Raw genomic sequence first — 12706 nt, 5'->3', positions numbered from 1 at the left:
ACATTATGAAACTGGTCACGGTAGGGACCAGTTTTAAAAATCAAAGGTGTAAGCAAATGGGACGAGAAACCAAAATTCGGTTTCTCGTCCCATTTGCTTATACAGAGGCTAGTTATGTCACAGCTTCGTTTTTGGCTAACTTGATAACCATCAAGTTAAGTTAAAGCTAATTACGGTAACCTAACTGATATGAATTGAGGTTCTGGACTGAATGAAAGTTAGATTACTTTCGGTTATCCGCAGAACATGCTATTTTTATGACGTAGGTTAATGTTTAACGGTGTTTAAGGTGGGAAATTTAATGACCTTAACGCTGATTAGTTAAAAATGGTTAGTTTATTGACCAAATTGTGAGGTGATAATCCTAATCCAGCGGCTCGGAAAGGTCCTTCACCGGTTTACCCCGGTACCACCAGTCGTTAATGAAGCGGGCCAATTCTTCGGGAGATTCGTGGAGCCCGGTTTTAAGCCAGTAGCGAACCACGCCGACGATGCCGTTGAGGTAGTATTCGAACATGTATTCCTTTTCACGGTTGCCAATCCCACTAATTTTGGCCCGATTTTGAGCTAAAATTTCCCGTTTAGTCGTGGCGATAAAGCTCATTAAAAAGTCTTGATCCGTCGTTAATATAAAGGAAGTAATGGCGTGGCGTTTTTTGACCACTTCAAAAATCCCCGTGAGAATCGCCTGTAAGGAATCGGGTACCGAGTGCTCATCAATGACGGCTAAAAGCTCCTTAGTAGCGCCCTGTTCCATTTGATTCATGCAGTCCTTAACGTCTTCGTAGTGGGCGTAAAACGTCCCACGATTAATGTCGGCGGCTTTGCAAACGGCCGTCACGGTAATCTCATCGAGCTCGTGTTGTTGCAACAATTCAATCAGGCTATCTTGAATTAAACGCTTCGTCATTTGCGACCGACGATTGTTTTTTGTACCTACCACTTTATATTCACCCCATTATTTGAACAGTATTATCGATTTTGTTTATTTTATGACGGTTTTATGAAAATTGTCGGTTGAAATTTTGATAGTTTTCAATTAACATATTGTTATTATTTAAACACATTGTTGATTAAATGTCACGATGTCGTTTTAGAATTTGAATTAGGGAAGGGATTTAAATTGAAAGGGAGCCGTAGACGCTTTACAATTCAAGCGATTGTTTGGCTAGTTGTGATGGTGGCGGCCATCATTTTCCTACCAAACATTAGCAATCTGGTTCGTGAAAAGGGCCAGACAAAGCTGCCAAGCAGCGCCAAAAGTCAAGTTGCACAAGTGATCCAAAACCACTGGGGACGGAATCAAGATAATACTCGCCAAGTGGTCGTGGTCTTTAGCAACGGCGACTCACCGTTAACCGATACGCAGAAGCAGGAGATCGATGGGACGATCCAACGCTTCAAAGTTCAAAAATCGAAGTATCACGTGAAGTCAATGACCGCCGCGAGTGATAACGCGGCTGCCAAGAAACAGTTGATTTCTAAAGATAAGTCGACCGAACTGTTACAGTTAATGGTTGGTAAGAACCAGACCGTTTCGGAAATGACGAAAAATATTACGGCGGGTGCCAAAACGAGTGGGGTCAAAACGTACATCACTGGTAGTGACATCCTAAACGATGACTTTACGCAGGAAACCGAAGCTGGGATTCAGAAGACGGAAATTATTACCGTGGTCTTTATCTTCATCGTGTTAACGTTGGTTTTCCGGTCACCGATTACGCCGTTAGTTTCACTGTTGTCTGTCGGGGTTTCGTTTATTATTTCGCTGAGTGTTGTCATGAACTTAGTTAATAAATTTAACTTCCCATTGTCGAACTTCACCCAAGTCTTTATGGTGGTGGTGCTGTTCGGGATTGGGACCGACTACAACATTTTGTTGTTTGATCAATTCAAAGAAGAACTCAGTCACGGCGATAGTCCGGTTGCCGCGACTGGGCGCGCGTTAAGGATTGCCGGACGAACCATTCTTTACAGTGGGTCTTCACTACTGATTGGGTTCTCAGCCTTAGGGTTAGCGAACTTTTCAATCTATAAATCAGCGGTCGGCGTGGCGATTGCCGTTGCCATCCTGCTGTTAGTCTTACTGACGTTGAACCCGTTCTTCATGGCCCTCTTAGGACCGCGGCTGTTCTGGCCAACGAAGAAGTTTGCGGGTGGTAGTACTAGTAAGATGTGGCACGGAATTGCAGTTAATTCCGTCCGCTACCCAATTATTGCGCTGATCGTTATTCTGGGTGTTTCCCTACCATTCATCCTGACGTATAACAACGAATTAAATTACGATACGTTGGCTGAATTAAACGATACGATTCCCGCTAAAAAAGGGTTCCAAGTGGTTCAAAGTCACTTTTCAAAGGGGACGGCGGAACCGTCGACCCTCTATATTAAGAGTGACCACGCGTTAAATAACGAAAAAGATTTAAAAGCCATTGATAACTTAACTAAACAGTTACAAAAGGTTAAGGGTGTTAAAACGGTGGCTTCTGTGACCCAACCCGGTGGTTCCGAAGTTAGCGACTTATACGTCAACAAGCAATTGGGAACCGTTACGAGTGGGATGAAGACGGCTGGCAGTGGGTTGACCAAAATTGGCAGTGGCTTAAGTTCTGCTAATAGCAAACTAAAGAAGGCCAACATTGCTGGCAGTGTTAAGGATGTTAAAAAACTAGCCGACGGGTCAAAGCAAGTTTCTGATGGTTTAAATACTCTAAATGGAAAGACTGGTACGTTGGCTAGCGGTGCTAGTCAACTAGCCAGTGGTTCCAATACGTTAAAAACTGGATTAGTCACCTATACTAACGGTGTTTACACAGTTAATAGCGGTTTAAATCAATTAAATGGAAAAACTGGCACGCTAGCTAGCGGTGTCAATAAATTAGCCAGTGGTTCAAATCAAGTTACGAGTGGTTTGAATACGTTAAATGGAAAGACCGGGACGTTAGCCAATGCAACGGGCCAGTTAGCCAGTGGTTCAAATCAAGTTGCTAGCGGCTTAAATAGTTTAAATGGTCAGACTGGCAAATTATCCAGTGCAACGGGCCAATTAGCAACTGGTTCTAATACGCTAAAGGCTGGATTAGTTACTTATACTGATGGTGTTTACACTATTAATAGTGGTCTAAATCAGTTGAATAGTAAAACCAGTAGTTTGAAATCTGGCGTAAGTAATTTATTTACGGGGACACAGTCTTTATCAACGGGACTGGATACGCTAAATGACAGTAAATCTTCAATTTCTGAAGGAACTAAGGGGTTAACTTCTAGTGTGGTTCAATTACAACAAGGAGCAGCCAGTGTGTCAAAAGGGTTAGCTCAATTAGAGTCACAAGTTAAGTCAGGAACAACATCAATTAATACCTCTGATTTACAAGAGTTAGAAAGTGCGTTAAAGAAAGTAAATGCGGTGATGACAACGTATGCGGGCAATTCGAGCCCGTTAACCACTAAAGTTAATGAGCTAAATAGCGCGTTGACATCATTTGGAAACAGTAAATCAGCCATTAACACTGATATGGCAACCATTGAAAGTGCATTAAATGCTAAGAATACGACTAGTACGACGAGTTCGTCTACGGCTTCAGTCAATGCAAATGCCGTTGCGTCGGCTGCAGTTGCTGCGGCTGGATCATCCGCAACTAGTGAGCAGAAAGCAGCTATTACTTCTGCCGTAACTTCACAAGTTAATGCACAAAATAGTGCAAATGCTAGTTCTGCAACTGCTGCTACTAAGGCAAATACGTCTTCAAGTGATGCGGCCGGCTTAAATGCATTAAAAGATTTAAAGGGACAATTGAGTACTTTAGACAGTATTGAAAATAATTTGAGTGGTTTAAGTACCAACCTTACTGAGTTACAGAAGTTGGCAGCAAGTTCCGTAGACGTTAATAACAAGTCAGTTACTGCTATTCAAGGAATGCAGAAGATTGCAACTAGTATGCAACAGCTCGAAGCAGCTCTTGAAGGGACATCTACCCAAACCGGGTTGGTTCCGGGATCTAGTCAATTAACTTCTGGATTAGGTCAACTTAAGACTGGTACAGAAACGTTAGCAAGTAAATTAGATACGTATACGACTGGTGTTGCTAGTGCTGCTGCTGGTGCGAATAAGGTTAATAACGGTGTAAGCAGTCTTAGTTCGCAGGTACCAACATTGACGAGCGCAATTAGTGCGTTAAGTACGGGTGCAAATGAATTGAATTCAAACTCAGGCACTTTAAACAATGGAGCTACTAAGTTAGCAACTGGTAACGCACAGTTAAATGGACAAGTTCCAACTCTTGTTAGTGGCGTGAATAAGTTAGCATCTGGAGCGACCCAGGTAGCTTCTGGTAATAGTCAGTTAAATGCCCAGGTACCTGCATTGGCAAGTGGTGTGAGTCAACTAGCTAGTGGTTCTTCACAAGTTTCTTCTGGTTTGGGAACGTTACAAGGACAAATTCCAACGTTAACGAGTGCCATCAGTGCACTTGATGCTGGGACTAACAAGTTAGTTTCAAATTCAGCTGCTTTAAATGCCGGTGCAACCAAACTAGCAACCGGAACTGCACAATTGAATGCCCAAGTGCCACAACTTGTTAGTGGTGTGAATAAGTTAAACAGTGGTGCTAAACAAGTTGCTGACGGTAATGCAACCATGTACACCACCATGCAGAGCTTAGTCGGTCAGATGAAAGAATTGCAAAGTGGGTTACAATCCGCTAGTGACGGGACGAAGAAGATCAATAAGGGTGTCGTTTCTGCCAACAGTTACTTAACTGGTTTGAAGGATTCCGACGCTGCTAAGACCTACTACGTACCGAAGAGTGTCTTGAAGGGCAAGACCTACGCTTCCGCGTTGAAAGCCTACATGTCTGAAAACGAACACGCAACGAAGTTAACGATCGTCTTAAATACCAATCCAAGTTCGAAGGCTGCCATGGATAAAATCTCAGCCATTCAAACGCAGGCTCAGAACACCTTGAAGGGGACTTCGTTAGACGGTTCTACGATTGCCATTGGTGGTCAAACTTCTGAAACTAACGATACGCAATCCATTGCTTCGAGTGACTTCATCCGGACGGCTGCGATTATGTTAGTCGGAATCTTAATTGCCTTAATGGTGATTACCCGTTCCGTCTTACAACCGTTCTACATCTTAGGGACGCTATTATTAGCTTACATTATGTCCTTGAGTATCACCCGGATCTTGAGTAACTGGTTCTTAGGACAAAGCATGTTAACTTGGAACACACCGTTCTTCGGGTTCATCATGTTGATTGCCCTCGGGGTCGATTACAGTATCTTCCTGATGATGAAGTACCGTGAGTTTGATAATTCGGCTGCAACACCAAGTACCCGGATCGTCAGAGCTTCCGCCGTTATTGGGGCCGTCGTCTTATCGGCTGCTTTAATTCTGAGTGGGACCTTTGCCGCCTTGATGCCTTCCGGGGTCTTAACCTTGATTCAAGTGGCGATGGTGGTTATTATCGGGTTAATTATCCTGGTATTCTTCATTCCAACCGTCATTCCAAGTTTGATCCGCTTAACGTACCCGTTAACGGACCGCATGGAAAATGAATCAACTGCGGACGACCAAACGAAACGTAGTCACAAGTAAAAATATAAACGGTTGTTGATCAACAACTGACGGTGCCGGATAAACAACGACGTTTGTTCGGCACCGTTTTTTTGATGGGAGGCTTTTTATGAAACGCTGTGCGTGGGCGGAAACGTCCGACTTAATGCGCAATTATCACGATTACGAGTGGGGGCGTCCCCAGCGTGACCCGCAAAAGCTCTTTGAATTGCTCTGCCTTGAAACTTATCAGGCCGGGTTAAGCTGGCAAACGGTTTTAAATAAACGAGCGGCTTTTGAAACGGCTTTTGACCATTACAACGTTGAGCGGGTGGCGGCCATGACCGCGGCGGACGTGGACCGCCTAATGACGAACGCCAGTATTATCCGTAACCGGTTAAAGCTAAACGCCACCGTTAATAACGCCCGGGTCATTCGTGACTGGCCAACGGGATCGACGTTTGCGAGTTGGTTATGGGCGTTCGTCAATGATCAACCGATTCGGCAGGCTTGGCAACGGGCCGACCAAGTACCGGCGACGAACGACCTAGCGAAGCAAGTGTCAAAAGCCATGAAAAAGCGCGGTTTTAAATTTGTGGGACCCACGACGGTTTATTCTTATTTGCAAGCGGCGGGATTAATCAACGACCACTTAGCCGACTGTGACTGGGCACCAGAGAACCTTAAATAGTGTTTAAAGCACGTCCTAGTGAGTAGGACGTGTTTTTTTTGCGGGTAACCCCGTCCTTTGGAGTATTAGTAATAAATAATCTAAAATATTCGTTAGTAAGCCAATAAATGTGCCGAGAGATTTCACAGTTTAGCCTCATTTTGCGTGTAAGTTGAGAGCTGTTAAAGCAATTTGTATTTCTAAAACTTACCTTAAGGAGGGTTCAGCGTGAATTTTTTTAAACGCGCATGGCTCAATCTAACGGCGAAAAAGGGTCGTTCAATTTTATTAGTATTGGTCACGTCAGCAATCATGCTGTTTGTGTTGGCCGGTTTACTGATTCGCAACGCCGCGGATACGGCGACCAGCAACGCTAAGAAGAGTGTCGGGGCCACCGTCACTCTATCCGCAAACCGGGAGGCAGCTTTTAAAAAGATGCGCAGTTCGACATCAACCAGTAAAAGTAGTCGACCGAAGTTAACGACGTCCCCAGTGAAACTGAGTGACGCGAACAAGATCGCTAAGTTGAGTAACGTGGCTAGTTATAATGCCACCGTCTCGACGTCCGCTAACGCCAAGGGCTTTGATACCATTTCAACGTCCAGCAGCAGTAGCAGCACGGGCGGCGGGATGAAGAGCATGGGTGGTAGTAGCAGTAGTGGGAGTGGCGACATTGCCATTTCCGGTGTAACGGCTACCAGCAGTGTCTCGAGTTTTGAAAGCAAGTCCAGCAAGATCACGAAGGGCCGGGGAATTACGGCCAGTGACGAAGGGACTAACAACGTCGTCATTGAAAGTGAGCTGGCAAAGGAAGACAGTCTGAGTGTCGGTGATACCATTAAGTTAAAGGCCACGACCGGAACGAAAAAGACTTATACGATGAAGATCGTTGGGATCTATAAGGCGTCATCCAGTGCCAGCACGCAACAGGGACCGGGTGCGACGGATCCTTCCAACAGTGTTTACACGTCGTACACTTTCGCTAACACCGTTAAGGGTTCGAAGTATAAGAACACGGCGGATTCCGTTACGTTCACAATTTCGGATCCCGCGAAAGTCAGCAGCGTTAAAACTGCCGGCAATAAGTTGATCAGCACGTCGAAGTATTCACTTAGTACCGATGACAGCAGTTACCAAACGGTGAAAGCTTCGATGAATAACGTGAAGTCGTTTGCTGATAAGATTGTTTGGTTGGTGGCGATTGCCGGAACCATTATTTTAGCGCTGATTGTTATTTTAATGATTCGGGAACGCCGTTATGAAATTGGTGTGCTGCTCTCCCTCGGTGAAAGCCGGTGGAAGATCGTTGCCCAATTCTTTGTTGAAATGGTGATGGTACTGGTGGTTTCAATCGTGATTGCCGGTTTCGGTGGCAAGTTTGTGGGTAATCAACTGGGTCAACAGCTGGTTTCACAACAAACAACGACGGCAACGACCAGTTCCACTACTAGTACGCAGGGTGGTCAACCCGGTGGCGGTGGTGCTCCTGGTGGGACGACTGGCGGTAGTAAGCCAAGTGGTAACATGCAGGGCGGCCCTGGTAGCAGTTCAAGCAGCAGCGCGGCGAGTCAGAAACAGACCGATTTAGACATTAACGTAACCGTGATGGACTTAGTTGAACTAGGTGGTTTCGGTCTCGCAATCATGTTCCTATCGATTATGCTGGCCTCCGGTGGAATTCTGCGCCTGCAACCGAAGAAAGTCTTAATTGATTAGTTGGGAGGCAATCATGTTAAAAGTAAATGATTTAGGCTACTGGTATGATCGCCAGGAAAACAGCCTGTTTGAACACGTTAACTTAAACTTTGAAGCGGGTACCTCTTACGCCATCGTTGGTCAGAGTGGTTCTGGTAAAACGACCTTTCTGTCACTTTTGGCGGGGTTGGATAAGCCGCGCGCCGGTCAAATTGAAATGAACGGTGAACCAATCAATAAAATCGGGTTAACGGCTTACCGTAAGTCCCACGTGGCGATTGTATTTCAGTCTTATAATTTATTGACCTACATGTCACCGCTGAATAATTTACTAACGGCTATGGCGATTACCGATTCTGAGCACCGCGGTGATAAGCAGTATGCCATGGAAATGTTACGTAAATTGGGACTAAGTGACGATCAAATGACGAAAAATGTTCAACGGCTTTCCGGTGGACAACAACAGCGGGTTGCCATTGCCCGGACGATGGTCTGTGACGCCAAGTTAGTGGTTGCAGATGAACCTACCGGTAATTTGGACGAAGAAAACACCCGGGAAGTTATTGAGTTATTTCAAAAAATTGCGCATGAGCAACACAAATGTGTGATCATCGTGACCCACGAACCGGACGTGGCGGCCGTTTGCGACCATTCGTACCGGTTAGCCAAACATGAATTCAGTTTAGAAGCTTAAAATAAACTGCCAATTACCAGTGGCAGAATAAAAATAAGTTGTTTGAAACTGGAACGAAATTTCAAAACGCGTCAGTTACCCCGAATTTAACGGGGTAACTGACGCGTTTTAGTTTTCATGGAAATGGTGCTGTAACGCGTTTTGCCCGCCTGCCGAGCACGGATGCCCGCGTGGGTTGCGCCGAATTTGCGTAATTTTACTAGCATGCCCGTCTCGTTTTGCGTATATTTATTATCAAAAGGGGGCGGTCGTGATGACGATCGAGTTTAACAAGCAATTAGGACGGTTACGACGTGAACGGGGGCTATCACAAGAAGACTTGGCTCAGCAACTCTACCTTTCACGGCAATCAATTTCGAAGTGGGAACAGGGAGAAACCACGCCGGATTTGACGACCTTGGTTAAATTGGCGGCAGTATTAAACGTTGGACTAGATGAGTTGGTGCTGGGCCAGCAGCCGTCACCGGCGATCCCACCGGCTGAACCAACACAGCCGCATCATCATCGAAATTACCGACCCATGAACGGCTGGGAGTTTTTCGCCCGGTACTGGTGGTTGATTTTTGCAATAGCTGGGATGATTAATTGGTTTATTCGCGAGTAATTGGAATCGGCGTGCTTCTGAGATAATCAGGAGCACGCCGATTTTTAACGCTGTGTCACTGTAACTAGGTGGCGAAAAACGAGCCCGGTTAAAGCTAAAATAATCCCAATTTCTAGTAATTGGAACGCCGCCGTTGTGTGAATGAACGGAATGTTGATCGTTGGCTGACTAAAACTAAAAAAGTCGTTCAGCGCGTGAATCACAATCGGCCACCACAGGGAATTGGTTGCTTGGTATAAGCCGCAAAGTAATAGTCCAATTACAAAGGTAAAGAGCAGTTGTAAGCCGGTTAATAGCCAGCTCTGATGGGTGAGGTTGACTAAGTGAGTCAGGCTAAATAGGATGCTACTGAATGCGGCGGCTTGTAAAATAGCGTTGATACCCGGGTTAACGGTTGGAAGAGACTGTTTAAAGATGATTCCGCGGAAGAGAATTTCTTCAAAAACACTAACGAGAAGCGCTACAAGTAAAGTCGTAAGCGTAGTCGTGGCAGTTGCCGAAGTAAATAGGCTCGAAAAAGCAGCGTAACCCGCAATTAGAACGGCGGGCCCAACGATACTGACTTGATTGGTCCAGCTGAGGTTAGAGCGAAAACGTAGCGTTTGGTGAACGTAGCGCTCGTTTAGAAATAGGACGATGATGATTAAAATTAATTCTTCAAATCCGGTTGACGTTAATGAGGACAACGTTGCCAATCCCGGAAGCTTATTGAATAACAAGCTGACGAGGATCAGCAGGCCGACCATGGTTAACCAGAGTGACGTTGCCAAGCGAATGGCCCGCATATGATCACTACTTTCTAATAAGGCTAAACTCAGCATACGCCACTTTGAAGCTAAAAGAAAACCCGTTCCGGAGATTACCAGAACGGGTTAGGTTAAAATTCAATTTTAATTAAAGGGACCAAGCTGATAAGCCTTGAGCGTTGTACAGTGCAACGGCAGCGTCGACTTGGGCTTCTACGGAACCACTAGAAATGTGCATGTTTTGGAATAAACCGTAAGCACCACTAGTGCTGTTCTTGATCGTCGTGTTCCAGCCGGATTCACGCGTGATGATCGTGTTCCAAGTTGAAGCGGAAACTCCGGTCCGTGATTGCATTTGGCTTAAAACGTAGCTCCGAAGGTTACTACCAGTGTAGCTGGAAGTCGTACTAGTTGAAGAAGATGAACTAGCACTAGCCGTACTTGAAGTTGTTGAGCTAGTTGCTGACGAAGTGGCAGCTGATGAACTAGCTTGGCTGGTTGAACTTGCAGACGCCTGACTAGCAGCGGAACTCGTGGCAGCTGAAGAAGAAGCTTGGCTTGCTGCGGATTGCGTTGAGCTTGCAGAAGTTGCAGTTGATGCGGCTGATGAGCTAGCTTGACTTACACTGGCCGTTGAAGCGGAGCTAGTTGCTGAAGAAGAAGCTTGGCTTGCTACGGATTGTGAAGCGGCACTCGCAACGCTGGTTGAGCTAGCACTAGTGGTTGAAGCACTGGTACTTTGACTCGTAGCGGATTGTGGTGCGGCGCTCGTCGTGGTCGTTGATGAAGTTGTGGTTGACGTTCCGTTGACTTCCAACTTATCACCAACGTAGATCAAGTTAACGTTGGCTAACTTGTTAGCTTTCTTGATGGCAGCAACGCTAGTATGGTGGGTTTCGGCTAACTGCGAAACGGTGTCGCCGGATTTAACGGTAATTGTATCAGCGTTAGCAACCGTTGATGAAAGGGCGAATAATGCTAAAGCTGCGGTTGAAGATAAAACAAGATTTTTGATTTTCATAATAAGTAAGACACTCTCCTATGGTTTGCGATAATGCTTTTCGATTAATATTCTTCACAACTTTGATTGGCTGAACAACTGTCATAACCAATCAACAGTGACTAGTATAACCAGCCAGTGTTGCATAGAAATAATCAGAACATTACGGTTTCAGCCCCAACTGTAATATAGTCGGCCTTTTGTAATGAACTGTAACATTCTGAGTGGCTTTCATGAAAATGAACCAGTGGGAGAACAGTTTGCGCGGTTGCTAGCCGGGCAGATTAGTCACACGGGACTAAAAAAACGGCTCTTCATGGACGAAGAGTCGTTTAAAAGGTTTTATTTTAAGTTTAGTACCAGCCGTTTGATAACCAGTGGCTCTTAGCGTTTGACCATGAACCGTAACGGGAAGCAACGTAGTTATCAGCCACGCGTTCCTGGTTAGCAGCGGAGTAGTCACCGTTTAAGTATGAAGCACTTAATTGGTACTTACCGATGTATTGACCATTCCGAGCTGAGTATGAACCACCGGATTCTTTACCAGCAATCCAAGCCTTAGCGGAACTATCAGAACCGTTAGTGTAGTTAGAAGTTGACGCAGTGTTTGAGCTGCTTTGCGTAGTTGCTTGAGCGGCTGGTGCACTGTAACTTTGCGTTTGAGTTGATTGACTGCTTTGCGTCGTTGCAGCTGGTTGGCTAGTCTGCGTAGTTGAAGTCGTGGTTGCGGCGGTACCGTTACCGTTCACTTCAAGTTGTTGACCAACGAAGATCAAGTTAACGTTCTTTAATTGGTTGGCCTTTTCAATGGCTGAAACCGTCGTACCGTGTTCAGCGGCAATTGCGGAAACGGTATCCCCGGATTTAACGGTCACCGTTGCGGCTTGGGCGGTTGCACCAATGGCAAAGAGACTAGCAGTAGCGGCAGCGGTAGATAATAAAGCATTCTTAATTTTCATACGTAATGTACACTCCTATTTTATAGTCCGAATTTGGCTTGGCCCCGTGTTTCTCCCAAGCACCTTAACTAGACCATAGTATAACCGCTGATTGTGACAGGAAAATAGCAGTAGTTTTACGATTTTAGATAAAAGTTGTAATAAACGGGCCTTTTTGTAATCTTTTGTAATATAAATCAACTAACGAGACCCGCTTAAAGCGGAAAATTTGGAGAGTAATCCCAAAAGGTAACGGAGCGTTTGTGTGGCTTGCCTAAAAATTTGGCGAGCAAAAAAGCCCGTATATCGGCGTTTAAACCGTATTTTCGGGCTTGTAAATCTGGATAATTAAATTTTAATGGGGATAAGCAGTTGCAAATGTAAGCGCTATCTAAGACGTGACACACTTACTTTTGGTAACAAAGGCTAATCTGCTTTAAAAACAATTAGCCAGTTATCTTTTTGTGAATTACGAGTCAAAATCGCCGGTGTAGCGAGTAAATCGGCGTTGATTTTTTGAACGGTGCCCGCAAACGGCGTGGTGAACGGGTGCTCACCCGCCGCGTCGCTGACCGTTAACAGGGTCGCACCGGTATCTAAATGTTGATTGACGGTGGGCAGCGTCAGGCCGGTAACCGCCGTCAGGGTATTTTTGGCGTCGTCCGTTAAGCCCAAAACGAGTCGCTGACGGGATTTGGTTTGTAGCCAGACGTCACCGTACAGCATTGGGGCGTGTTGTTCCCGGTATTCGTCGCGGTAAAAATGAAACATTTGTTTCCAAGCTGATTCGTGTTTTGCCATG

At 45.4% G+C, this 12706-nt stretch carries 10 protein-coding genes; 5 read left to right on the top strand and 5 right to left on the bottom strand.

The features are described from left to right. Positions 1 to 364: 364 nt before the first annotated feature. A complete protein-coding gene (locus D1831_RS03470; RefSeq protein WP_225422759.1) occupies positions 365 to 910 on the bottom strand; it encodes a TetR/AcrR family transcriptional regulator in 546 nt (181 codons plus the stop codon). A 213-nt stretch (positions 911 to 1123) separates the two neighbouring features. Between D1831_RS03470 and D1831_RS03465 the strand changes: the two genes are divergently transcribed. The 5 genes from D1831_RS03465 (at position 1124) to D1831_RS03445 (ending at position 9220) form a co-directional block, all read left to right on the top strand. Continuing rightward, on the top strand, positions 1124 to 5599 hold the full coding sequence (locus D1831_RS03465) for an MMPL family transporter (protein WP_125071539.1): 4476 nt from the start codon (positions 1124 to 1126) through the stop codon (positions 5597 to 5599). Positions 5600 to 5687: 88 nt separating this feature from the next. Continuing rightward, positions 5688 to 6248, top strand: a complete 561-nt coding sequence (locus D1831_RS03460) for a DNA-3-methyladenine glycosylase I (RefSeq protein ID WP_125071538.1) — start codon at positions 5688 to 5690, stop codon at positions 6246 to 6248. Between the two features lie 207 nt (positions 6249 to 6455). Then, a complete protein-coding gene (locus D1831_RS03455) occupies positions 6456 to 7943 on the top strand; it encodes an ABC transporter permease (RefSeq protein WP_125071537.1) in 1488 nt (495 codons plus the stop codon). Positions 7944 to 7956: 13 nt separating this feature from the next. After that, positions 7957 to 8616, top strand: a complete 660-nt coding sequence (locus D1831_RS03450; protein ID WP_125071536.1) for an ABC transporter ATP-binding protein — start codon at positions 7957 to 7959, stop codon at positions 8614 to 8616. A gap of 253 nt (positions 8617 to 8869) precedes the next feature. Then, positions 8870 to 9220, top strand: a complete 351-nt coding sequence (locus D1831_RS03445; RefSeq protein WP_125071535.1) for a helix-turn-helix domain-containing protein — start codon at positions 8870 to 8872, stop codon at positions 9218 to 9220. 44 nt (positions 9221 to 9264) lie between these two features. Here D1831_RS03445 and D1831_RS03440 read toward each other — a convergent pair whose 3' ends face one another. The 4 genes from D1831_RS03440 to D1831_RS03425 form a co-directional block, all read right to left on the bottom strand. Next, positions 9265 to 10005, bottom strand: coding sequence for a CPBP family intramembrane glutamic endopeptidase (locus D1831_RS03440; RefSeq protein ID WP_158610634.1), 741 nt, complete (start codon positions 10003 to 10005; stop codon positions 9265 to 9267). A 109-nt stretch (positions 10006 to 10114) separates the two neighbouring features. After that, positions 10115 to 10987 carry a LysM peptidoglycan-binding domain-containing protein gene (locus D1831_RS03435; protein ID WP_125071533.1) on the bottom strand — a complete coding sequence of 291 codons (873 nt, stop codon included), beginning with the start codon at positions 10985 to 10987 and terminating at the stop codon, positions 10115 to 10117. A gap of 332 nt (positions 10988 to 11319) precedes the next feature. Next, entirely contained in the window at positions 11320 to 11925 is a 606-nt protein-coding gene (apf, locus tag D1831_RS03430) for an aggregation-promoting factor (RefSeq protein WP_125071532.1), read from the bottom strand. A 405-nt stretch (positions 11926 to 12330) separates the two neighbouring features. Further along, positions 12331 to 12705 carry a glycine cleavage system protein H gene (locus tag D1831_RS03425; protein ID WP_125071531.1) on the bottom strand — a complete coding sequence of 125 codons (375 nt, stop codon included), beginning with the start codon at positions 12703 to 12705 and terminating at the stop codon, positions 12331 to 12333. Position 12706 lies beyond the last annotated feature (1 nt).

Origin of the sequence: Lactiplantibacillus garii, assembly GCF_003885105.1 — a bacterium.
GTDB lineage: Bacteria > Bacillota > Bacilli > Lactobacillales > Lactobacillaceae > Lactiplantibacillus > Lactiplantibacillus garii.
The sequence above is the reverse complement of the archived record's forward strand: the minus strand, read 5'-3'. Positions and strand labels throughout refer to the sequence as shown.

Bases quoted from the DNA above. Each gene is read 5' to 3' on its own strand.
- D1831_RS03440 (WP_158610634.1), bottom strand. From the start codon at position 10,005: ATGCGGGCCATTCGCTTGGCAACGTCACTCTGGTTAACCATGGTCGGC.
- apf (WP_125071532.1), bottom strand. From the start codon at position 11,925: ATGAAAATTAAGAATGCTTTATTATCTACCGCTGCCGCTACTGCTAGT.
- D1831_RS03445 (WP_125071535.1), top strand. From the start codon at position 8,870: ATGACGATCGAGTTTAACAAGCAATTAGGACGGTTACGACGTGAACGG.
- D1831_RS03435 (WP_125071533.1), bottom strand. From the start codon at position 10,987: ATGAAAATCAAAAATCTTGTTTTATCTTCAACCGCAGCTTTAGCATTA.
- D1831_RS03425 (WP_125071531.1), bottom strand. From the start codon at position 12,705: ATGGCAAAACACGAATCAGCTTGGAAACAAATGTTTCATTTTTACCGC.
- D1831_RS03460 (WP_125071538.1), top strand. From the start codon at position 5,688: ATGAAACGCTGTGCGTGGGCGGAAACGTCCGACTTAATGCGCAATTAT.
- D1831_RS03470 (WP_225422759.1), bottom strand. From the start codon at position 910: ATGACGAAGCGTTTAATTCAAGATAGCCTGATTGAATTGTTGCAACAA.
- D1831_RS03450 (WP_125071536.1), top strand. From the start codon at position 7,957: ATGTTAAAAGTAAATGATTTAGGCTACTGGTATGATCGCCAGGAAAAC.